This is a genomic window from Paenibacillus sp. FSL K6-2524 (genome assembly GCF_038005525.1).
Classification (GTDB): domain Bacteria; phylum Bacillota; class Bacilli; order Paenibacillales; family Paenibacillaceae; genus Fontibacillus; species Fontibacillus anaericanus.
The window spans coordinates 1,357,610-1,382,918 of the sequence record NZ_JBBOSP010000001.1; the positions used below are offsets into that span (position 1 = coordinate 1,357,610).

General features: G+C 43.0%; 13 protein-coding genes, 1 pseudogene and 1 CRISPR repeat array. Of the genes and pseudogenes, 13 read left to right on the forward strand and 1 reads right to left on the reverse strand.

Annotated elements, in window-relative coordinates:
- From cas2 to NST85_RS05985, 12 genes and pseudogenes are all read left to right on the forward strand, one after another.
- Positions 1 to 291 (forward strand): CRISPR-associated endonuclease Cas2, encoded by a 291-nt coding sequence (gene cas2, locus NST85_RS05930; RefSeq protein ID WP_127193750.1) that lies wholly within the window; start codon positions 1 to 3, stop codon positions 289 to 291.
- A 147-nt stretch (positions 292 to 438) separates the two neighbouring features.
- Positions 439 to 2,395: direct repeats of the CRISPR family, unit length 32 nt; unit sequence GTCGCATCCCTCGCGGATGCGTGGATTGAAAT.
- Between the two features lie 268 nt (positions 2,396 to 2,663).
- Positions 2,664 to 3,224 carry a GNAT family N-acetyltransferase gene (locus NST85_RS05935; protein WP_127193749.1) on the forward strand — a complete coding sequence of 187 codons (561 nt, stop codon included), beginning with the start codon at positions 2,664 to 2,666 and terminating at the stop codon, positions 3,222 to 3,224.
- 48 nt (positions 3,225 to 3,272) lie between these two features.
- A complete protein-coding gene (locus NST85_RS05940; protein ID WP_127193748.1) occupies positions 3,273 to 4,757 on the forward strand; it encodes a methyl-accepting chemotaxis protein in 1,485 nt (494 codons plus the stop codon).
- Between the two features lie 246 nt (positions 4,758 to 5,003).
- Positions 5,004 to 5,141 carry a hypothetical protein gene (locus NST85_RS05945; RefSeq protein ID WP_341188813.1) on the forward strand — a complete coding sequence of 46 codons (138 nt, stop codon included), beginning with the start codon at positions 5,004 to 5,006 and terminating at the stop codon, positions 5,139 to 5,141.
- Between the two features lie 20 nt (positions 5,142 to 5,161).
- Positions 5,162 to 9,409: a polysaccharide lyase family 8 super-sandwich domain-containing protein gene (locus NST85_RS05950; protein ID WP_341188814.1), complete on the forward strand. Its 4,248-nt coding sequence runs from the start codon at positions 5,162 to 5,164 to the stop codon at positions 9,407 to 9,409.
- A gap of 51 nt (positions 9,410 to 9,460) precedes the next feature.
- The gene (locus tag NST85_RS05955; protein ID WP_341188815.1) at positions 9,461 to 14,302 is read left to right on the forward strand and encodes a polysaccharide lyase family 8 super-sandwich domain-containing protein; all 4,842 of its coding nucleotides are present in this window, start codon (positions 9,461 to 9,463) and stop codon (positions 14,300 to 14,302) included.
- A 645-nt stretch (positions 14,303 to 14,947) separates the two neighbouring features.
- Positions 14,948 to 17,200, forward strand: coding sequence for an MrcB family domain-containing protein (locus tag NST85_RS05960; RefSeq protein ID WP_341188816.1), 2,253 nt, complete (start codon positions 14,948 to 14,950; stop codon positions 17,198 to 17,200).
- Positions 17,172 to 19,586: a restriction endonuclease-like protein gene (locus NST85_RS05965; RefSeq protein WP_341188817.1), complete on the forward strand. Its 2,415-nt coding sequence runs from the start codon at positions 17,172 to 17,174 to the stop codon at positions 19,584 to 19,586. The genes NST85_RS05960 and NST85_RS05965 overlap by 29 nt, the downstream gene beginning before the upstream one ends.
- Before the next feature lie 78 nt (positions 19,587 to 19,664).
- Positions 19,665 to 20,252, forward strand: a pseudogene (locus NST85_RS05970) (DUF3427 domain-containing protein); the annotation flags it as partial.
- A 169-nt stretch (positions 20,253 to 20,421) separates the two neighbouring features.
- Entirely contained in the window at positions 20,422 to 21,381 is a 960-nt protein-coding gene (locus NST85_RS05975; RefSeq protein ID WP_341188818.1) for a caspase family protein, read from the forward strand.
- A gap of 20 nt (positions 21,382 to 21,401) precedes the next feature.
- Positions 21,402 to 21,785, forward strand: coding sequence for a hypothetical protein (locus NST85_RS05980; protein ID WP_341188819.1), 384 nt, complete (start codon positions 21,402 to 21,404; stop codon positions 21,783 to 21,785).
- 530 nt (positions 21,786 to 22,315) lie between these two features.
- Positions 22,316 to 22,930, forward strand: coding sequence for a DUF6338 family protein (locus tag NST85_RS05985; RefSeq protein WP_341188820.1), 615 nt, complete (start codon positions 22,316 to 22,318; stop codon positions 22,928 to 22,930).
- Between the two features lie 723 nt (positions 22,931 to 23,653).
- Here NST85_RS05985 and NST85_RS05990 read toward each other — a convergent pair.
- Positions 23,654 to 24,559, reverse strand: a complete 906-nt coding sequence (locus NST85_RS05990) for a hypothetical protein (protein WP_341188821.1) — start codon at positions 24,557 to 24,559, stop codon at positions 23,654 to 23,656.
- Positions 24,560 to 24,965: 406 nt separating this feature from the next.
- Here NST85_RS05990 and NST85_RS05995 point away from each other — a divergent pair, with 406 nt between their 5' ends.
- The gene (locus tag NST85_RS05995; RefSeq protein WP_341188822.1) at positions 24,966 to 25,298 is read left to right on the forward strand and encodes a nucleotide pyrophosphohydrolase; all 333 of its coding nucleotides are present in this window, start codon (positions 24,966 to 24,968) and stop codon (positions 25,296 to 25,298) included.
- Positions 25,299 to 25,309: the final 11 nt, after the last annotated feature.

A 25,309-nucleotide genomic window follows, 5' to 3' on the forward strand; every position in this document is an offset into this window, starting at 1 on the left:
ATGCTGATAATAGTTACATATGATGTAAGTACGATGGATAGTGAAGGGCAGAGAAGATTACGTAATGTATCAAAAATATGTCAGAATCACGGTCAACGCGTCCAAAACTCCGTGTTTGAATGTATTGTTGATTCGACCCAATTCGCTGTATTAAAAATGAAGCTTGAAGATGTAATTGACCAGAATCAGGACAGTCTTAGATTCTATCAACTTGGCAACAATTACAGAAACAAAGTTGAGCACATTGGCATTAAAGCCTCCCTTGATTTGGAAGGGCCTTTAATTTTGTAGTGCGAATCCAAAGCGAACATGAATTTCCCGGGACATTCGCACCGAGAAAACCATGCAATACATCCAAATAAAGAAAAAAATGTATAATTTAAATGATGTTTTGGTTAGGGAAGGCTGATTTCTAGGTTAAATTACTAGAAAATCGGAGTCGCATCCCTCGCGGATGCGTGGATTGAAATCGCCTTACTCATATTTTCTACCATTCCCAACAACGTCGCATCCCTCGCGGATGCGTGGATTGAAATCCTAATGGGACAAGGTGATCTCCCAGACTTAGCGTCGCATCCCTCGCGGATGCGTGGATTGAAATATTCTCATTACCTCCTAGTATGTTCTGACCTCGGTCGCATCCCTCGCGGATGCGTGGATTGAAATCTCCTAGTCCCGTCCTTGTAAGGATCGGGTCAAGTCGCATCCCTCGCGGATGCGTGGATTGAAATAACAACGGGCTACATCTTTTGTAGGAGCCGGGGCGTCGCATCCCTCGCGGATGCGTGGATTGAAATTTCTTTTCCCTTCTTCTTTCAAATGCACAGGAATAGTCGCATCCCTCGCGGATGCGTGGATTGAAATTATTATTAAGACGTACAACCTAACGGAGTACGATGTCGCATCCCTCGCGGATGCGTGGATTGAAATATTTAAACACTATCTTAGTGATTGTGTGGCTAAAGTCGCATCCCTCGCGGATGCGTGGATTGAAATGCAAACCACGTGGCTCCTGCTGCAAGCTTATCGAGTCGCATCCCTCGCGGATGCGTGGATTGAAATAAGGTCAATCAAGATAGCATAAACTTTTCTTTGCGTCGCATCCCTCGCGGATGCGTGGATTGAAATTGCAAGATGACCGCATAAGCGCAATAGAAGGTATGGTCGCATCCCTCGCGGATGCGTGGATTGAAATAATTCGACGCCTGGCTCTTTGAACAATATCCCGCCGTCGCATCCCTCGCGGATGCGTGGATTGAAATATTTCTTTTGCCTTTTCGTCTTTATTAAGGATATCTAGTCGCATCCCTCGCGGATGCGTGGATTGAAATACGCTTGCAGAAGACGGCACTACAGGAATGGTAAGTCGCATCCCTCGCGGATGCGTGGATTGAAATTTTATATGCCTTTGCCTTACTGATAAAGTCAGTATGTCGCATCCCTCGCGGATGCGTGGATTGAAATTTTTAATCATTCCATCTCTCCATTCTCTCCTGTGTCGCATCCCTCGCGGATGCGTGGATTGAAATGGGTCTTATAGAAATAAGATTGCATCGAAGCCGGGGTCGCATCCCTCGCGGATGCGTGGATTGAAATAGTATAAACACCGTCACCAAGTTTGAAATAATCGTCGCATCCCTCGCGGATGCGTGGATTGAAATAACTAGTATCCCCGTTGTTGGTGGTCTAGTCGCGTCGCATCCCTCGCGGATGCGTGGATTGAAATCAAGTGTTACCTATGTTCTTAAAAGCAACACAGGTCGCATCCCTCGCGGATGCGTGGATTGAAATATTCTCTTCCACAACCTCAGCATATGCGCCGACAGGTCGCATCCCTCGCGGATGCGTGGATTGAAATATATCTGATACCACATGTTGGGCGGTTAGGATGTAAGTCGCATCCCTCGCGGATGCGTGGATTGAAATACTTTATTCCCCTTTGTTACAGTAGAACATGATGCGTCGCATCCCTCGCGGATGCGTGGATTGAAATGGGAAAATCTGGACTTGTCGGTCGGATGAATTCCAAGTCGCATCCCTCGCGGATGCGTGGATTGAAATACCGTATGCAAAAATGCGAAGTACTGTTTTTGGGTCGCATCCCTCGCGGATGCGTGGATTGAAATTAGTATACTCCATAGAGCAAACCACCCTATTAGTGTCGCATCCCTCGAGGTTGCGTGGATTGAAATCGTCCTAAAGGTGAATTAACACGAGCGGAGAGCGCAGTCGCATCCTTCGCGGATGCGTGGATTGAAATGCATCTCCATACACCACAGCAACACCACGTTTATCGTCGCATCCCTCGCGGATGTATGGATTGAAACTTTTCTGTGTGTACAACTCGTGTGTTCGCAGATCTAGTCGCATCCCTCGGAGATGCGTGGATTGAAATTCCTATATAGCCGCTCCTTTAGGGAGGCGGTATTTTTTTGACTCTCTTTACTCGACATCGATCCATGTTACGAATGCGTCACATCCCTTGTTGAGTCGTGGATTCTCTTATTTTATTTTGGGATATTATAACAAAAAGGGCATTAATTCGGCTACGGACACTAATTTTTTTCGTTATTTTGACCGATAAGTTATAAGTAGTTTATTTTTTCTGAAATTCATAATAGAGACAGAGAGACAGAGGCATCTTGCCAAAAGGAGAAGAGACTATGTTTAAACGGGTAGAGAACGAACTGGAGATGGCGATGTTTAACGGCGTTTGGACTACCGTGTGGTTGGAAAAAGGCTATGACCTGGAGTTCTCAGAGCGGATTCTCGAAAGATACGTAGTCGTTACCAAAGAAGGGCATTACGTCGGAACGACGGAGATCAAGCCGTTTAGCAGCGGCAGTTCCATTAACGAGACTGCGGCCTTTGATCAGCATCCGGCTGTTATGCAGGCTGAAGGGGCAGTGGCAGAAATCGATAAGATGGCTGTACTACAAAGCTATCGTGGCCATTTCATCTCGGAGCTGCTGTCCGCGCTAGTGGATTTCGGAGAAAAGAATAAGCTGAAGTACTATGTTGCACTACTAGAACCGGTGCTGCAGCGAGCACTGCGGATTTCGTTCAAGATCCCCATGGAGAAAGTTTCACAGAAAGTGTTTTATAAAGGCGATTACGTCGTCCCTACAATCTTGAACGTGGAAGAAGTATATAACCACAAAGACCGTTACTCATGGATAACATCCCCGCAGGACGCTGTGTATACAGGAGCCGGGACTATTTAGATTCATATTAATAAATATCGATACATAGAGCAGAAGGAGCATGAAACGATGAAAACGGTAGAACTTACTGAACTGGATAAACGCAATCGGCTTTTTGTCATAATTTTATGGGGGATGCTGGGGCTGGGCGTTCTCACGGATTTGGCCATCGGGTTAGGCATGGACATGATTCTGCTGCTGGTTGGCATCGGCCTCCTCACCTGCGGTACAGCTACATGGATGACCTATCGACGCGTTTTGGTCAACTATATCAAATATTTTGTGGCCTGTACTTTTACGATCATCACTATGCTGTTGATTCTGTCGGATCCTCATCCGATCATCAGCACTTACTTTCTGATTTATGTCAGCTTAGCGGTCATGACGCTGTACGCGGATTACAGGCCGATTATTTTCTCCGGCATACTGGGAGCGGGCGTTAGCACCTATTTATATCTGGATCCGACGTACCGGGAGCAGCTGTTTCCGGGAGAGTCACTGATATACTTGTACATGTACTTGGCGTTTGCAACGGCGGCACTCGCGTTCTCTGCAACATTTAGCCAGCGGCTGCAGCGGCAGGTAACGGAAAGACAGCAGGAGACGCAGGAGGCCAAAGAGATGGTGGACGGCATGCTTCAGCAACTGAAGGATTCGGTGCTTGTCTTGAACGAGTTTAACGGCACCCAACAATCAGGTGTGCGGGGAGCCGGGGACATCTCAAGGGAAGTCACGTATAGCTTTGCGGAAATGACGACCTCCATCGAAAAACAGACAGACAACATCATGCATATCAATGAATATTCACAAATCATGAACAAAGCGGTTGGACAGCTATTGGAAGGAACGGAGCAACTGCAGCATTACGCCGCTGAGAATACCAAGCTCACGGAGCGCAGCAGCACGCAGATTGGCGTACTTTCCGGTGAGGTAGAGAGTGTACATGAAATGATGGATCACACGGTTCAGGTGATGCAGTTGCTGAACGAGGAGAACGAACGCGTCAGCTCGATCGTGACGGTCATCCGCGGCTTGGCGGACCAGACGAACCTGCTCGCGCTGAATGCAGCGATTGAAGCGGCGCGTGCCGGAGAGCATGGGTTGGGTTTCGCAGTCGTATCGGGCGAGGTGCGGAAGCTGGCCGATAGCTCCAGCAGCGCTGCTGCGGAGATCGACAGCATTTTGTCGGGCATCCGGGAGCGGATCAGCGCGGTGAATACCCAGGTAATACAGGGGCAACAGGCTGTGAAGACCAGTAGCGAGGTATCCCAAGAAGTGAAGCGCCTAATCGGGACCATTCATGAGAATATGGAACAGGTCAAGGAGAACGCCGACCAGGTCGGCGGTTCGGCTGTAGATCTTCACAAACGTCAGCAGGATATCACGGACAGTATGGCAGATATCGCAGCTTCGACGCAGCAGAATATGGCCTCGGTAGAAGAGATGCATGGCAGTATGTGCAGCCAGGATGCACAAATCGGCGAGCTAGTGCAAGATTACGGCAAGCTGGACAAGCTGATCTCCGACATGAAGTTGTTAGTATCCAAACGCTAGAGATTGAAGGTACGGCGGGTAGAGAAATTGTCTACTTGGACCAATACATCTGAACCGCATGGGAGTGTCTTTTTATGCGCAGCGCCTCTTTATGGATGAGGGACGGACTGTCGCATGGAAAAAGGCACTCTTTTGTTTGTGCGAAAGCACCAAGAGAGCCCGGTAGATAATAGGAATGAAAAGCATATGCAAATATAGTGCTAAAGAAAAACGATCTATGCCTTTTAGAATTCAAATGTCCTTTTGATGTCGATCGATATGGCCCGTTACTTATATTTTCCTTGTTTTGAAGTCAAAATTGTGCCTGAACAGGTAAAAATCCAACCTGTCGCAAGACCAATCATTCAATTTATGATGAAACATGGAGATGAAGCATCAACTTAAGAAGTGAAAGGGGGATTTTTATGAAAGCGCTTTATAAAAGAATGTCGGTAGTTTTGCTTGTTTGTATGATGTTGCAACTACTAGTCCCGTTTCAATCGCTGTTAGGAAATGTATCTGCAGATAATACAATGGAAGAAAATATGGTTTTAGATGGTGGTTTCGAAAAAGTAGTTAGTGAAATGGAAGAAAACATGGTTCCAAATGGAGGTTTCGAAAAAGTAGTTTCCGCGAAGGAGCCAGAATGGAGCGGGTTACAACCGGAAGGATGGGGGGCTTGGTTAGCCAGCAAGAACGGAAAGGTCTCAGTAACTAGTGACGTTTACCATTCGGGAGCCTATTCGGTGCAAATTGAGCACTTGGGGAGCGACAGAACAGGACTTTCCATCAACGTACCGGTTTTAACGGGTGGTGACTATAAGCTAGGAGCTTGGATCAAAACCTCAGATGTCGTTTCCAACGGCGGAGTTTTCGTTAGAACACAGTTCTACAAAAGAATAAAAGGACTGGATGGCAGTGACCGGGATGAAAAGCTAGCAGACGGGCCAGCGACGAATAAAATGTCGGGGACGAACGATTGGACTTTGCAGGAAGTCGTTTTATCGGTTCCGGCCGATGCGAAATATGTGAGACTGGAGCCATTTTTCGAAACGGGTCAGGGGACCGTATGGTTTGATGATCTGACGCTTCAAAGCCGGGAAGGAGTTACGGGCTTGGCATTAGAACCGAAGCTGGTTTCTTTGGAAAAAGGGGGCAGCACGGTATTGACGCCAATCTTTACACCGCAGGATGTGGTAGATCGATCGGTCATTTGGACTTCGTCCGACCCGAAGGTTGCTAGCGTGTATGAAGGAACGGTTACCGCCGAAGATTATGGAACTGCGACGATAACGGTGTCTACCCCAGACGGATTGATTACCGCCAAATCTTTCGTGACGGTGGAATCCGGTGGTATGTTGGACGGTTACAACGCCCTCAGACAGAAATGGTATGACAAATTGGTAGGCGGAGCCTGGATGGATATGAATGATTCTGATGTTAGCGCTTACATCGAGAAATTGTCGATTCGCATTTCAAATCCCGAAGGAACGGGTACTTGGGATCGAATGAATAAGACGCCAGATGCGCAATATTTGTGGCAAGATGTGATTCATAAAGGAAATACGGATTCTGCTGCGATATCTACAGCTTATAGCATGATTAAGGATATGGCGATCGCGTATTCAACTGAGGGTACGGCTCAATTCAGAGATTCGAAACTGAAGGATGACATTGTCGGGGCCCTGGATTGGATGTATGCCTATCAATATAACGAAAATAAAAAAATCGTCGGCAACTGGTGGGATTGGGAAATAGGAACACCGCAGGCGTTAATGGACATTCTTGTACTCCTATACGACGATTTAACCAAAGAGAAACTTGAAAAATTTCTAAATGTAATCGATAAGTTCGTACCGGATCCAACGAAAAGGGTACAAAATGCAAGTGTGACAGAAACGGGTGCGAATTTGCTCGACAAAGCGCTTGTTGTTGTACTGCGCGGTGTTGTCGGTAAGCAGAGCTTCAAGATTGAGCAAGGCCAAAATTCGATATTTAGGGAATTCCAATACGCGAAGAGCGGTGATGGTATATATGAGGATGGCTCTTTAATTCAGCACTCTAACATTGCCTATACGGGATCGTATGGGGGCGTCTTAGTCGGAAGAATGGCCGATTTATTGTATTTGTTTAACACATCGCCATGGGAAATCCAAGATCCGAGCGTGGAGAATGTGTATGATTGGATCGAGGATTCATTCGAGGCTCTGATCTATAAAGGAGCCATGATGGACATGGTGAAAGGGCGCAGCATTTCTCGGGAGAAGGATTCCGATCATTTGACCGGACGTGCAATCATTCGAACGATGGCACGATTGGCCGAAGGAGCGCCTACGGAGCAATCCATCAAGATTAAAAGCATGATCAAGGAATGGGTACAATCTGATATCACATTCTCTAACTATTACGAGAATATGCCGGTTTATGAGATGAATCTGATTAAGGCTATCATGAAAGATTCTACCATTATGTCACGCGGGGAGCTGGTGAAGCATCAGAATTTTGCTGCGATGGATCGAGTCGTTCACCTGCGTCCGGGCTACGGATTTGCACTCAGTATGTTTTCAGATCGTATTTCAGCCTTTGAATTTGGCAACGGAGAGAACAAGAAAGGTTGGTATATGGGAATCGGAATGACCAGCCTCTATAATAACGACTTGTCTCAATACAGTAATCAATATTGGCCAACAGTTGATATGTATCGCTTAGCGGGTACAACAACTGACGGCTATGCGCAGGGACCTAAAGATTGGGCATCGTATTATAATCCGAAAGCCTGGGTCGGCGGATCGTCGATGGAAGACCAATTCGGAGCTGTAGGAATGAATTTCTCGCTAAAAGGAAGTACGGGAAGTGAATTGCAAGGCAAAAAGTCATGGTTCATGTTCGATGATGAAATTGTGGCTTTGGGTTCCGATATTGCAAGTTCGGCTAACCGTAAAGTTGAAACGATTGTGGAAAATCGTCAATTAAATGCAAATGGAACGAACAAGCTTACCGTGGACGGGAAGGCGAAATCAGACGCTCTTGGATGGGAGGAATCGCTGAAAGGGATGAGTTGGGCCCATTTGGAGGGCAATACTGCCGGTTCAGATATCGGTTATTATTTCCCGGAGAGAGCTGATATAGCGGGGAAACGCGAAGCAAGAACGGGTTCCTGGAAAGACATTAATAATGGAGGCTCGTCAGAGCAGATGACGAGAAATTACTTAAGCTTGGCGTTTGATCACGGCAATGCTCCGCATAATAGTTCTTACGTCTACGTATTATTGCCGAATAAAGATGCCACTGGGACCGAGCAATACAGCCTGAATCCCGATATCGAAATATTGAGCAAATCGAATAAGGTACATGCTGTTCGAGAGAACAAGCTAGGAATGACCGCATTCAATTTCTGGGAGGCAAGTCAGGCTGAATTTGTTCGCGCTTTCAATCCGGCTTCCGTCATGGTGAAGGAAGATGGGGACAAGCTGACTGTCTCTGTGTCGGATCCGACACAGAAGCAGGACAAAATCGTCGTCGATCTCGGCAAAGTCGTGCTCAAGGAAATGAAGAAGGATGCTTCCATAAACGTGTTGCAAACGTCGCCTTATTTGAAATTAGAAATTGATACAAAGGGTTCCATCGGCAAGAGCCACGTCATTCAGTTTCAATATGATCCGACACAAACGCCGGGATTGGATGGTGATCCGGTTGACCAAGGTGAGAAAGTGATTGTATACGTTGCGGAAGATGCCTATGTAAATGCCGGAAGTAAAGCGAATCAAAACTTTGGTTCTGTTGGCTATTTAAATATAAAAAATGGAGCCAATGATTACTTGCGCAAAACGTTCTTAAAATATGACTTGAGCGGTATTTCCGGAGTTGGGGAAATTGAATCAGTTAAGCTGAATGTATACGCCAGAATCAACGATTCGCGAGGCAAAACTGCTAAAGTAGGCGCTTATGAAGTGGGAAGCAATGCTTGGAGCGAAGGTGCGCTTACTTGGAATAACATGCCTGCAATCGGAGCTGCGATTGAAACGATTACACTGGACAGCGAGAACCAGTGGCGGCAATATGATGTTACTTCCTTTGCCAAATCGCGAATAGAACTCGATAAACAATTGAGCGTGGCCCTGCAGGGGGAAACGGATTTGACGGCGGATGTAAGAAGTAAAGAAAACGAAGGCGGAATTTATAAATCATATCTAGAAATTACATTAAAGCCGGTCATTCCGGTAACGGGTATTCAGTTGAACAGCGAGCAAGCAGTATTGGTAGTAGGAGAAAATGTAGATCTTGCGGCAACGATTATGCCGTATAACGCTACGAACATGCAGCTTAAATGGAAGGTTGATTATAGCGACGTCTTGAAGCTGGAGTCGGACGGTCTCAAAGCCACGGTAACCGCATTAAAGCCAGGCCGTGCCAAAGTCACGGTCACGACCGAAGACGACAAGTTTTCTGCAACCTGTGAAATTAGGGTTGTACTAACGAGTACCATCGGTGATCTTAACGGGGACGGTAAGGTTACGGTAGGTGATTTAGGGATAGCGTCTGCGCATTTCGGCAAGATCAGCGCAAGCTCTGATTGGGGAGCAATAGAGGCAGCTGATATTAATGGCGATGGAATTATTGATGCTATTGATTTAAAATGGTTTGCCGAAAAAATCCTGACAGAGCAGCAATGAGGGGACTAATCAACGTCCCCCACAAATTATGGGAGAGGGTGTTATTTCATCGTGAGGAAATATAAAATCAAGATTTTTGTCTCTTTTTTGATGATTTTTTCGCTCATATTTACGTCGTTTCCGGTTGCGCCGGTCTCAGCAGCACAGCTTGGGCAGGGGGATGAATTCGATGCGCTCCGCTTGAAATGGTTCAATTATTTGACTGGCGGAATGCAAATCGATCTGAATGATGGGGATATTCGTGGCTCAGTTGAGGCGAATGCCCTGAAAGTAACGAACGACAATAAGAGCGGGGTCTGGGATACGCTTAATAAAGCGACGGGACGAACTTATTTATGGTCGGATTATAACAGCACCACTAATTCAAGTCATATCACATTGTCATATAACCGGTTGAAGGATATGGCGATTGCCTTTGCAACTCCGGGCACGGACTTATATCGGAATGAGGTACTGAAGAACGATATTATCGCAGGTCTGGATTGGATGCATGAGAATCGTTATAACACAACAAGAGCTACTTATAACAATTGGTGGGATTGGGAGATTGGATCACCCCAGTCGGTAGCGGATATCGTAACTTTAATGTACAACGATTTAACTGCTGAACAGATCGCAGGTTACACGAGCACGATTGATAGATTTATACCCGATCCGACGAAGAGATTGATTGGAGCCCCGGGCTTAAAGGAAACGGGCGCGAATCTGTTGGATAAATCGCTGGCTCTTCTTCTTCGCGGGGTACTTGGAAAGGACGAAGCGATCATCGTGCAGGCGCGTGGTGCGATTAGTTCCGTATTTCCTTATGTAACCAGCGGCGATGGATTTTATATGGACGGTTCATTTATTCAGCATGGAAACATTGCTTATACTGGAAGCTACGGTAGTGTATTACTTGGAGATGTCTCGAAATTGTTGACAGTCCTGAATGGTTCGTCGTGGCCAATCGAGGTTTCTGATTTCGGCAATGTGTGGAAGTGGGTGACCGATTCATTCGAGCCGGTGATTTATAACGGACATATTATGGAAATGGTCAGCGGCCGAGCGGTTTCCCGGTTCAATAACAATACTAGGGGCGGGGTGTGGACGATTCTCCGTTTAGCGCAGTTCGCTCCGCCCGATCAGGCTGCCTACTATAAGAGTATGGTTAAGGAATGGGTGGTTTCGGATACGAGCATGCCGAATATGTATGAGGGTATGCAGATTAGGGATATTGTTAACTTTAAACAGTTGATGAATGATTCTAACGTTAAGCTGCGTGGTGACCTGATTGCTCATCGCCAGTTTTCGGTGATGGACCGAATCGTTCATTCCAGAAAGGGCTATACCTTTGGAATCAGCATGTCTTCCTCCCGTATTTCCAATTTCGAGGGCGGCATGAACAGTGAGCATACGAGAGGATGGTATACCGGCGATGGTATGACCTATTTATATAATCAAGATGCTGACCAATTCAGGAATGGATTCTGGCCAACCGTTGATTCTTACCGGATGCCGGGAACAACATCTGACGGATTGGAAAGAACGATGATCAAAACGACGGGAAAAAATTGGGTCGGAGGTTCGTCGATCGACAACCAATTCGGTGTCGCGGGGATGGATATGGCTCCTCCTGGAAGCAAATTAACTGGGAAAAAATCGTGGTTTATGTTTGACGATGAGATTGTTGCTCTTGGGACCGACATTAAGACTCCCGACGCACGAAAAGATGGCCGTGAGGTTGAGACGATCGTGGAGAACCGGATGATCAATACGGCAGGAACTAACAAACTAACGGTAGACGGTCGGGTTATGCCAACTGAGCTGGGGTGGTCTAAGGAACTGAAGGGCGTGAAATGGGCGCATCTGGAAGGGACGGCGGAAGGAGCCGATATCGGCTACTATTTCCCCGATTCTGCTGATGTCGGGGCCATGCGTGAGGCGAGAACCGGTTCGTGGAAAGAAATTAACGCAACGGGCCCGGCCGATCCGATTACGCGAAACTATGTCAGCTTAGTGATGGAGCATGGAGTCCTGCCAAAGGATGGCGGGTATTCGTACGTGCTTTTGCCATCGTTTAATTCAGCGGCTACGCAGGCTTACAACGCCAATCCAGATATCCGCGTGTTGAGCAATACGGCGCAAATTCAGGCGGTACAGGAAACGAAGCTTGGTATAACAGGCATTAATTTCTGGCAGCCAGGGGAGCTGGATCGCGTTCGTGTATATCAGCCAGCTTCAGTCATGGTTAAGGAGCAAGGTGACGAATTAACCGTATCTGTATCTGATCCAACGCAGACGCAATCCAAAGTGAAGGTAGAAATCGCTGCTGTCGCACTGGCGGAGTTGGCAAAGGATTCGACGGTTAAAGTGCTGCAGACGGCTCCAACGATTCAATTGGAAGTCGATACCCAAGGTGCCAAGGGACGAAGCCACGTAATTAAGCTAAAGATTGATCCTGAAGCGGAAACGGAGCTTCCCGGTGAAGGTGCTCTTGAGCCTGACGCTGCGGCAAAAGTTCGGATCAATGTAACGGAAGATACGTTCGTCAATGGCGGAGGAGATGAGAATACAAACTTCGGTACGAGAGGATTCTTAAATATCCGTAATGGAAGTGGGACCTATGATCGCAGAGTGTTTCTGAAGTTTGATCTTTCACAAATTATAGACGAAGTTGAAAAGGTTACTTTGCATGTATATGGCCAAACAAAAGACAGTAACGGTACTCAATCTGACATCGGCGTATTCGAGATTGATGACGATAGCTGGAAGGAAGATACGATAACGTATAAGAATAAACCTGCGGCAGGTGAACGAATCGATCTGCAGACGATCGCTTCGCCGGATCAATGGTGGCAATTCAATGTGACGCCATTCGCTAAATTCAAGCTACAAGGCAATAAAACAGTTAGCTTGGCTTTGCAACAAGTTGGTCGTGATTTAAGTGCAGAAATGCGCAGCCGTAAAAACGAGGGTGGCCAATTTGGGTCGTATCTGGAAGTTCTCCTCAAGGACACGATTGCACCGACAACTACGGTTCAGATCGAAGGAGATGGAGAAACGGAAGGAGAGTACTATAAAGATGTTACCTTGATGTTCTCCGCTGAGGATAATCCGCATGGATGGGGCGTACTGCGAACCGAAGCTCGAATCGATGGAGGCAAATGGAAGTCGGTGAAAGACGGTAAGCTCGCCATTCAAGGGGAAGGTACTCATAATGTCGAATTCCGGTCGGTCGACAAGGCCGGCAATGTTGAAGAGACGAAGGTGATTGTCGTATCCGTTACGCGGCCGACAGTCGAACTAAGCGGGCCGAGCGAGGTAACCGCAGGTGAACCGCTGTTGGTGAAGTATGGGATCAAGACTTCGATGAAGGACCTATATGCCAATCATTTTGCTCTCGCATATGATGAGAACCTGCTAGAGTTCGTATCCGCTAAATCATTACAAGAAGGGATCAGCATCTTGGATACCCGTAAGGATAAGGGACAAGTACAGCTTGTTATCGCAGGCGAAGGGCAACCAATTCAAGGCAATGCTGATATGTTGAAGCTCACCTTCAAGACAGCTAATGTCACAGCGACTACAGAAGGCAAGTTGAATATTATCCGGGCCTCGATGGGGAATCAGCAGGGGAATGAGATCGAGACAGCCCCCACTTCTGTAACCTTTTCAGTGAAAGTGAAGGAGGAGAAGCCGAACGTCGAAGAGCCGGATCCTGGGAATGGCAGTGGATCTACAGGCAATTCAGGTCCAGGCACTAATCCATCCGATTCAGGGAAAGCAAGCATCCATGATTTGAATTCGATTGCTAAATATTTTGGAATGACTCTTACCAATGCGAATTGGGATCAAATGAAGGCAATGGATGTAAACGGAGACGGTAAAATCGACGTGCTGGATCTTGCTGCCATGGCACGTAAAATTCCAGTTCCGAATAGTGATAAGCTACCTGTGCAATCACAAGGTATGACGTCTTACCATTTAAATGCGGATAAGACGGTGTGGAAAGCAGGGGATACCGTTAAGCTGAATTTAACAGGGAAAAATGTGCGAGATTTATATGCCTATGAGTTGAAGCTCAGCTATGATTCCGCTCATCTGGAATTTGTTGAGGCGAGTTCGAAGCTGAAAGGATTTACTGTGTCCCCGATGGTCAAGGACGGTGAGATTACGTTCATCCATACGATGATGGGCAATACGGATGGAGCAGACGGGGATCTTGAGCTCGGAAGCTTGACATTCAAAATCAAAAAAGCGGGAGCTTCCGAAGTTCGTTGGGATGCCTTGACTACCGTGGATCACAAGCTTGAGGCAGAAGTGACGGCAATCGGCCAATCCGTACGTCTTGGAGAACCTGAGCATGATAAGGCTGTAGCCTTGAAAGATACTAAAGGCCATTGGGCTGAAGCGATCATTTCTCAAGCCGTAGGGGAAGGTTTGATTAACGGATATCCAGATGAGACATTCCGTCCGGATCAGCGTATTACCCGTGCGGAGTTCACCGCATTATTGGTAAGAGGATTAGCGCTTAAGGAAGAAGCGGAGCTTTCGTTTACCGATGCGGCTCAGCTTCCGAAATGGGCGAAATCGGATATTGCCAAGGGAATAAAGAAAGGATTTATTAACGGCTTCCCAGATCATACGTTCCGGGCAAACCAGTCCATTACCCGTACGGAGCTTACAGTCATGGCTGCAAAAGCGCTGGATTCCTCCGAAGGATCGAAGACAGTGTTAGCGTTCGCTGATACCGGCGATATTCCGGTCTGGGCGCAAGGCTGGATTGCATCTGCCGTCAATGAAGGGCTTGTCCAAGGACGAAACGGCAATCGCTTTGCTCCTCTTGAGCAAGCAACTCGAGCGGAGGCCATCGTGGTTGTAATGCATCTGCTTGAAGCTCGCATGTTGCGGTAGGGACATGCAGGAAAATCCTTGAATAAACAAAAAACAGGAGGAAAACTTCTATTGAAGTTTCCCTCCTGTTTCGTTATAAAAGTGTCTATGTGGGATCATTATTAACTAGAAGACTTGTCAGTATCATAGATATTAAGATGACTAGGGCTATAGCTGCCATGTGGATTACAATGTCATAAGGACGAGGAATAGTAATATATCCGAAAACCACATCACTGAGCAGAAAGAATAGAATGCGAATTATAGATGTAAACACTAGCAACTTTAAGATCAACTGCTTAACTTTCAGTTTAACCTGTATCACCTCTTCATAAGATCAAAGTCAGAGTTAGTCGGAGTCGGGTAAAGATCAAGTATACGTCGCCCCCTATAAAATGTATATACTTGGGAGATGTGGAATTCGTGGGTTCGATGGATAGTTACGTATGTTTATAAATGTGAATTATTGACCAACAATCCTAACGCTTGTTGGTTTCTTTCGTTTTCTGTTGTTAATATTTGGAGGGAATGTGCGGTTTCTGTCGAATATTGAATATACAGAAAAGGATTGCAATCAATTCGATTCCAATGGAGCAGACGCTCTTACAATTTGCAGGTCAAGGATTGTGTAACTAATGTAACTAATAAAACTAAAAGGTGAGACTAATGACACTACCCAAAGAACTCGCAACAATATTTCAAAATAAACAGAAATCATACAAAATGGTTCTAGTTATAGCTATTCTTAATGAAATGAACATAGTAGGTGATAGAGAATTATCCCTTCAAAATGTTAAAGAAAGATTTCTTGCACTATTGCAAGAAAGAGAGAATGAGGGCGAACAAGTAGACCAACCACCAGGGAAGCTCGCTTCTAAATGGGCGGATGTAACACTTGGTCAAGTGCAATCCATTATTGATACTCCTATTCAAGTGTTGTCCTCAATCATTGATAGAAATTTAGAGCGTCAAACTATTGGCTTTAGAAAAGATCTTTATGATCAATGGGACCAGGATGTGTTAATAGACTTATACGATTATACTCAACAGGAACTTGCTGACTATTACAACGAACATTCAGAGAAGTTCTCATTACATAACGCATTCAATAAAGTAATGACTACTTACTTAGATGCGAAAAAAGAATCTTTTAAAGAACATGAAATAGGGACATTTGTTCGACAAACTATCCCTAATGAGATAAGAAAACTTTCTTTTATTCATGATGGTTTTAAAGTCAAAGGATCTGTTGGGAATGGGAAGTGGGCGGATATTCCATGGATTGCAGTCATGGATAAACGAGTTACTAATACAACGCAGCAAGGAGAGTATATTGTTTACCTATTTGCTGAAAGTATGAAGTCGGTTTACCTGACTTTAGCTCAGGGTGTTACAATTCCACAAAAAGAAAAAGGGAAACGGGAAGGTTCTCAATATCTGAGGGAGAAGGCTAGTGAGTTACGTCTGATACTACCTCTTGAAGGCATGAAGAAGGATGAGGAAATTTATTTAACAGGAAGCGGGTTAGGAGAAGTCTATCAAGACTCTACAATTGCTTATTATCGATATGATCTTGATCAACTTCCAGATGAATCTATACTTATCGAGGATCTAAGAAATGTAATTGAAAACTATAAAATATATGTTGAAAGCATAGAGGGCGGAAACAAAACGTATAACCAAATTGAGGAGGAAGCTGCTACGAATTCTCCATTGGAACAACCGCAGGTTCTTATGAAAATCACGGATCCTGATGTAAAAACTACAATCCTTCAGATCCGTAACTACATTGTTAAGCAAGGATTCTACTTTCCAGATTATTTGATTGAAAACTTATATCTTTCACTCAAGACAAAACCGTTTGTTATCCTCGCAGGCATATCGGGTTCAGGGAAAACAAGATTGGTTAGGTTGTTCGCTGAGGCTGTTGGTGCTACATCTGATAATGGACAATTCTCACTGATTCCGGTACGACCAGATTGGAGTGATCCTTCGGATCTAATAGGTTATCGAGATATAGCTGGTTCGTTTAAACCGGGACCATTATCTGATGTAATTGTAGAAGCGACAAAGCCAGAGAATCTGGAAAAACCTTATTTTATTTGCTTAGATGAGATGAACTTGGCACGTGTGGAGCACTATTTTAGTGATGTGATGAGTTTATTGGAGACGCAGGAATGGAGTGTGGAAGGTCAAATAACTACAGATGCAATATTGCCAACTTCTAGATTTGATTCTATTGAAGATCAGGAATTGTATGGAGACCTCCGTATACCTGAGAATATATATATCATCGGTACGGTAAACATGGATGAAACGACGTACCCTTTTAGTAAAAAAATATTAGATCGGGCTAATACGCTTGAGTTCAATTATATTAATCTGCTTCAGCTTCCAATTTTGAACGAACAATTTAATAGTAGTGCTGAACAATTAACTGCTCATCAATTGTTCATAAGAAGTGATTATCTCAAATTAGTTGATGCGTTCTCCGAATATTCTGAGTTAGTTACTCGTACAACAGAGAAGCTTTCGAAGATCAATGACATTCTAGAAGATATACATGCACATGTCGGATTTCGGATCCGTGATGCTGTATGTTTCTACTTGATCTATAACGAGCGATTTAAGCTCATGACGGAGGAAGAAGCTTTTGATTTTCAACTGATGCAAAAAATTCTTCCACGTATTCAGGGTAGTCACTCTTCTGTGAAGAGAGTTCTATTGCAACTAATGAAAGGTGCACTAGGAAATAACTTGAGCGTTAATGAGTTAATGGAAGATGCTAGCTCACTCTATACACAATGGAATAGGGGGAAAACACCACCTCCAGCCAAACATCCGCAAAGTGCTCGTAAATTAGCATACATGCTCCGGAGGTTAGAAGACGATGGATTTACCTCATACTGGCTTTCTTAAACGGAGCGTAGAGCTTCTTCGTATTGAGACAAATATATTCACTTTGTATATTGAGGGCAAGCCGTTTCATCCAACGGTTGAAATGCTTCAACTGCATCGTCCTAAGGGTGAGTGGACTGAAGCATATCTTAAATGTTCTTCCGCTTATGATGTTTTGCAGATTGAAAGAGTGCAGGTTTTTTCTCCGCATGATGAGGGGTTAATTGACTGGAATGAAGGAGATATATCTTTCCCGTGTTTCTACGAAACTCAGGATTATGAATTAGTTATAGTGAAGAAACAGGTCTCGAATATTCGCTTTTATCATGAAAATGTGTTACTGCGGCAGGCTATTAAGCCTAAAGGGGACTCCGTACTGACTGGAATTTTATCATTTGGAAATGAAGTTGGATTTACTGAACTGGAGGTACAAATTGATAATCAGTCTGCGTTAACGTTAGAGGTCGAGATATTCCCGTCAAAGATGGATTACAAGAGAGACTATCAGATGCTTCTAAAAGAGATAAATGAACAGATATATAATCTCTCGTTTGATTTTTTGCGGAGAACTTATCAGATGAGCGGGTTGCGTGAGACGCAACACCAGAGTTTAACTGAGTTTTTCACGATATTACAACATATTTTTAGTCAGATGCATGGTGCTATGGAAAGAATTCAAGTGAACCCCCATCAAAAGCTCACCAAAGAGAATCAACTAAGAGAAGTCTCAAGGGTGAAGCGTGCGGGAAAAGAAAATTTAGCCTACTTAGCTAAGCATCCTCAATATTTAGCCCGAGATGACATAAACGGGATTATTCGATTAGGGAATCAATCGTATCAACCGACTCATTTACTAGAAACTCGGAGAAGGATCTCTTATGATACGCAAGAAAATCGTTTTTTAAAGTGGATGCTCGAGCGCGTAATCCAAAAGTTGAAGCAACTTAAGGTTAGGTGGAATGGTCGAAACCGTGTACCCGATCCATTACTAATTAAGAGAATTGATATGATGATTCGTCAGATCGATTTGCTTCTTAGAGTAGATTTCCTTCAACAAGTTGGTCCAATGAAACAGATGAACGTAAGCCTTGTACTTCAGATGGCACCAGGCTATCGGGATATTTATAGATATTATTTGATGCTACTAAAGGGTCTTTCCATTCAGTCAGACCTGCTCCGACTCTCCATGAAGGATGTTGCTCAAATATATGAGTATTGGTGCTTCCTTAAGTTGCACCATTTGTTGAGTAAGAAGTACAAGCTAATTAAGCAAGATATTATCAAGGTTAATCGAAGTGGGATATTTGTAACGTTGGATAAAGGGCGGAAGTCCAAAATGGTATACGAGAATCCGCTTAACGGAGAAACATTTACTCTGTATTATAATGCTTTACCTGAATCCGATAAGACACCAACTTTGTCTCAGAAGCCAGATAATATTCTCTCACTTAAGAAAAAAGATGCGGGTCAGGAGAAGGAGTATAAGTTTATCTTTGATGCGAAGTATCGTATGAACGCTGCGTATCCAGGTACCCCTTATCATAACGTATATGGATCACCCGGACCGGAAGAGGATGACATAAACACGATGCACCGTTATCGGGATGCGATAGTATATTCTTCAAATAGCAGTGCTGAGTATGAACGAAGTATGTTTGGAGCGTATGTATTGTTTCCATATCCAGATGAGGAAAGGTTTAAGGAGCATCACTTCTATAAAAGTATTAAGAAACTAAACATTGGGGCACTTCCGTTCCTACCAAACTCTACGAGACTAGTAGAAGATTTTCTAGATGAGCTTATACAGGATAGTCCGGAAAAAGCTTATGAACGCTCTACAAAGCCGAAAGGAACGAAAGAGTATTTTGTAAATAAACTATCAGGTAAGAATGTTCTAGTAGGTTCCTTAAGAGAGGTTTCTCAAATGCATACGGCTCTGGAGCACAAATTCTATCACCTACCACTGGAAAACGTGACGGACATTAAGGTGCTCACCCAATTAACATATATTGCAATGTGCCAGTCTAGGAAGAAATTCGAGACAACAGGTAAGACGGGAATCCATTATGTTGGCAAGATCATTGATTGGAAAGTCGTACGGCGACGCGAAATAAAGGAGCGACCTGTGAGACCAGGTACTGAAGAACGTCTATATGTGAAGTTCACTATTGAGAATTGGGAAGAACTAGAACAACCGATAGCACTAGGTGGACAAAGAATCTACACCGTTCTGTACACAAGTAAATATATTTTTGACCGAGCACAGGAAATCGCTGAGTTGAAGTTAGAGTCGGAGGAAGAGTTGCGTCAATGGCGCGAGAAACGTCGGCTTGGAAAAGTAAAAGTAACGCTCAATCATTCATATGTTGATTTAGCGGATAAGGTTTTGGATGTAGAAGTTGAGTAGCGGAGTAAATTTAAATTAATGATTAAAGAATTACAGAATATAAAGGAAGATGTGGATTGTATTCTGGTTTGATCGCAGTTCCGAGATGAATTGTCGATTTCAAAATATAACGAAGCCCATCTCGATTTTGTGGATAAGAGTAATGAGTTCCCATTCACTTGTCCACTCGATATCCACTGTACCTACAGCATGGACCAGATTTTAGCAGCATTTGCTTACTGGAATGGGGAACGAACTCCAACTTTCCGTGAGAGGTCCAAATATTTTGAAGCGGAGAAGACGAACATTTTCTTCATTACTTTGAATAAGTCGGATAAAGATTTCTTACCTTCGACCCTGTACGAAGACTACGCAATCAATGAAGAATTATTCCACTGGCAGCCTCAAAGCCGCGTATCCGAAGATACCAAGACGGCGCAGCGTTATATCCACCACCGCACCACAGGAAATCGGATTGCGTTGTTTATCCGGGAATACAAAGAGAAGAACAGCTACACCTCGTCATTTGTCTTCCTAGGCGAAGCGGACTATGTCCGCAATGAAGGCAACAAACCCATGAGCTTCGTGTGGCGGTTACGGGAAGAAATGCCGCCGCAGATGGTGGCGACTGCGAATAAGTGTATTGTGTATGGGGGATTTAGGTGTGGGAGAGTATTGCAAGAGTAGCTGGTGATAATCCAGTTCTTACGATAGGTATTCCATTGTTGGTCACAAAGGTGAAAGATTCTAGGGAATAAAAGGAGATTGGAATAATATGTCGAATTATTATGAATATAATATTGAAACGGTAATAATCTTGCACGACTGATTTATTTATATGTATAGGGGTGTTTTCTTGAAAAGAGCATTGATTGTTGGAATTGACGAATATCCAAATGCTCCACTATATGGATGTGTAAATGATGCAAGTGCATTGGCAGAATTATTAAAAACAAATGGAGGCGGGGCACCTAATTTCGATGTTTCCTTGAAACTTAATATAAATACAAAAGCTGAGCTATTGGACTTGATTGATAAATTATTTAGTGGAGATGCAGACGCCTCCTTGCTATATTTTTCAGGACATGGAAGTGAGTACGGTCATCTTGTAACACCTGATTATAAAGGTAAAGATTTAGGTGTAATCATGAGTGAGGTTTTAGGATATGCCAATAAATCAAAATGTAAAAATAAGATTATTATTCTAGACTGCTGTTATTCAGGCAAATTCGGTGAATCACCGGTTGTAAGTAGCAATGAATCTATACTAGGTGAAGGCGTAACGATTATGACAGCCAGTTCGAGAGATGAAGTAGCCACGGAAAGTGATGGTCAAGGTCTGTTTACAAGTTTGTTTTTACAAGGTTTGAGAGGTAGTGCAGCAGATATAACTGGGAAGATTACGCCAGCAGGTATATATGCATTTATCGATCAATCATTAGGTGCATGGCAACAGCGACCAGTTTTTAAGACAAATATCTCACATTTTGTTTCGATCAGAGATTTAGAACCAAGAGTTCCTAAAAGCATTTTGCGTAGATTAGGTCAGTATTTTGACTCTCCCAGTTCTGAATTTAAGTTAGATCCTTCATATGAATTTACAAATAATCCTAATTTCGGGCATGAAATAATTGAACCTTTTGCAATCGCAGAACATGTTAATGTATTTAAAGAGCTACAGTTATTTGAAAGTGTTGGACTTGTTGAACCTGTTGATGAAGAACATATGTATTTTGCAGCAATGAAGAGTAAGTCATGCAAGCTGACAGCTCTAGGATTGCATTACTGGAAATTATCTAAAGATACAAGATTTTAGAATTATATAGGAGGGTAAAAATGAAAATTAACGTATTTATACCACATCGCTGGAATAACACTGATTACACTGAGATTAGTGCCCTATTGGATCGCACAAAATTCAATATTAGAGATTATTCAGTACCAAGTAGTTCACCATTTGATAGTATTGATAGAAGATACAATGTTGACCCCCAGATACAGAAGCAAATAAAATATGCCAATGTTGTTATATGTTCAAATCGACCGGCAAATAATACGGGAATTTCACTCGATGAAATTAAGTTTGCGAAAAGCATAGGAAAGCCTGTAGTTGCAGTCAAATTAACAGACAGCACAAGTTCGTATATATCTGAATTAAATATTAACGTTATTCCCAAGAGAAAGGATTCATTAGAATATTGGATTAGTCTGAATATATAGTGACAAGTAATATCAAGGCTTTATCGGACTGTGGGAGAAACCAGCCTAAAGGGGATTAACCCCATTTGGCGAATGTGTGTGCTGTGTGTCGCTCATTAGGAGTTAGTATGTTGAATCCATAGTTACCACCTATCTGTCGCAGCTCAGGCGCAGTTAGTATCTGAACTTTTTATGAACTTGAATATGGCTCGTCTTTGGTAGCGAATAATCGACGCAGTACTTCGGGGCTGCGTTTTTTGTTTTGGTTGGACATAAGACGGTTTGACCAGATTGGGATGTTCCATAGGCAAGGGAGTGCGAAGGAATCATTAATGTATAAGTAGCAATAGTACACCTCTTGTTCTTACAATGTATCTTGGTTCAATTTGATTTTACCTATTTTTGCTATGGACTCCACCTCCTGTACCCAGTATTCCCGACGAGTATAGATGAACTACAGGTGATAGGAACATGAGTAGATTTTATTTAATGTGGATATGTTTGACAATATTTTCAATTGAGAATATAGTCATAATAAAGGGGATACTAGAATGGAAGTTACAGCGGATACAATTATTTATATCGCAATGTTTATCGTTCCAGGTTTCATTATGAGTAGTGCCTATTCGGGTTTAGTCCCTCAAAGGGTAATTGGTGAACAAAGTGCAATTTTAAGATTTATTTCGTTCAGCTTTTTAAATGCAGTAATTTGGTTTTGGCTTATCAATGACTTAATTGACAAACGATACTGGGATAAACATCCGGTTTTATGGATTTTTATTCTCTTCGGAGTATTATGTATTTCGCCATTATTTCTTGGCTTTTTTTATGGTGTTATTACGGCAAAAGAATGGATTAGAAAATTAGTTGGTTACATAGGTATTAATCCTGTACATCCCATTCCGACAGCTTGGGATTACGTTATGAGTAGTGGTAATTGGGTTATGATTACTTTAAAGGATGACTCAATTTTTTATGGGGTTTATTCAAGTGATTCATTTGCTTCGTCGGTACCTGAGGAACGAGACATTTACCTTGAAAAAGTTTACACTCCAAATCCGGAATCGGGAGAGTGGCAATTAAATGTCCGTACAAAAGGTGTTTGGATACCGAAAGAAGAACTTAGATATATAGAATTTATTCAGTTCGAGAAGGTTGGTGAGTAACCATGGGAGAAAATAATCAACCCAAATTGACAAGTTTAAATGAAGGGTACAAACCAACAACGGTACAGAAGGGTTTACAACCGGGACCAGTGAGTAATTTAGGAAAACCGCCATCAAATTCGACCAGTGTTCAAAAGCCTGGGAAATAATAAGAAGGTGAAGTAAATGAAAAACAAAAAACCAAAACCAGATAATGGCCATCAACCAGGGCAAGGAACCCCTGGGAAACCACCGAATACTGGAACGGGAATTGTTAAGCCATAGTTCACCAAAGCCTACCAACTTACGGTGGGCTTTGGCGAAGCGCGCTCATCCAGTGGAGTGCATATGATAGGCACCAAAAAGGTTCTCATGACTTTATGGCTTATTCGACTCCCCTTGGCTCCACCATGAAAAGCCCTACCTCATGCGGTCAGGGCATTTGTTTTGTCCGAAATTGTAGACCGCTCATAGATAAGTGATTTGCAGAAGAAGGATTTACTGACTCATTGTAGACGAGATGTTTACTATACAAGTTGAATCCAGTCACGACACATGTGGAGTATGTAGTATCATTGCATCGGGTATTCAATTAACAGGATGTCTAATCCTTCGTTGTAACTATACACAGAAACAGCCCTCTACCGCTTTATTCGGCGGTCGAGGGCTGTTTCTTGTTATTCAATCGTCAAGTAATTGCGTTAATTAAGTTGGTTTCAAGTTCAAACTATATATTAGTACTGACTAGTAAATAAATTTGTCTAATTCAGCATCAGTCATTGCTTTATCGCTGTACAAGTAAGGGATGGTATCATGGTAGTCAATTAAGAAAGACTGGTCACTTTCTGTTTTCTCGTTAATAAATTTATATTTCCAGTTATGATCTTCTTTTGGTATTGCAAGTTTGAGTTCTTTCTTGGTGGTCCGATAACGAGTTTTTCCTTTGGGATTAGTATATGCGGTTTCTTTTTTAGCTCTTTCTAGAATTATACGCATTAAATATTGATTTGCACCAAAATGATACTTTTTTCTAACGATATGTTTTGGAGTTAGTAGAATCTTATTATTTCCATAACGATAGCAGGGGGATGTTACTTCCTTCCAAGATGAAGAGGCGAAATCCCAAGTATTAAAGGTGTCTTCGGAATTAGGCTTTACATTCGTAATAGCTAATTGTTCTAGTGTAAACTCGTTCAATTGGAGATGCAAAATATTAGTTATCATATCTGAAAGTCCATCTTCACTGAAGCCTGATATAGTAACAGGTAAGTCCATTGCTTTTGTAATAGATGGTATATTCACTGTCAGTGTTTCCAGATTTTTGAAAGTTGTTAATAGACCTTTTGCTGTATTTCCGTGCCCATTATCTCCCTTTCCATAACCTAACTTTGTAAAATTAATTTCTCCTGCACAGGATAGTAACTCTAGTTTTTTAAGTGTATCATTGTTACGGTACGACTCATAAAATTTATTGAAGAAATTATCCAACAATTTGGTTGCATTACTGTACCAAAGTCCTCGTTGAGTTTCTATTAAACAAGGGTCAATAAATAATGCTTGGTCATCTAAGACGTTGATATCCACAAATTCAAAGTGAGAATGTCCAATTCGAGCATGGTTAAGAAGTTCGGAAATATGTTTTTTTTTCATACAATCTCCCCATTCTAGTGCTCATGCACTATAATAACAGATTAGTTCCTAGGTTAAAATTACTACTAAACAAGTTCAGTTTACATTATTATACATGATTTGACAATAAACCTTTTCGGCAATTAGTCAATTGAAGTAGATGGGTTTAGCTATCATGAGATAACCCCCAACAATTACTATGTGATAAATTAAAAACAGCATTCTTTCTAAACATGATTTACCTCTCATCAGATTCCCGACAACAGGAAGCAATAGGGAATAAATAATTAGATGAAACTGGATGAGGTACTGTCGTACGATTAATATAATCATAAAAAACTGATGATACCTGAATTTTACAAACGTTATCTATTTAATTCTTTAAGTTCTATAATAGATACATAATCCACCACCAAGGGGTGCCCACATGGACGATCTAATAAATAAAATCATAGCCTTTCGCGACGAAAGGGATTGGAAGCAGTTCCATAACCCTAAGGATCTGGCAATCTCTTTGACATTAGAAGCTAGCGAATTGCTAGAGAACTTTCAGTGGAAGAGTAGTGAACAGGCGGTTGAGGTTAATTTTAACGATATTCGTGATGAATTAGCGGATGTATTAATCTATTCACTGATGCTTGCACATGAACTGGGCATCGATGTTAAGGATGCTATCTCTCAAAAATTAGAGAAAAATGAACAAAAGTATCCCGTAGACAAATTTAAGGGAACATCAAAAAAATATACAGAAGCTGAATAACGGGGTGGGGC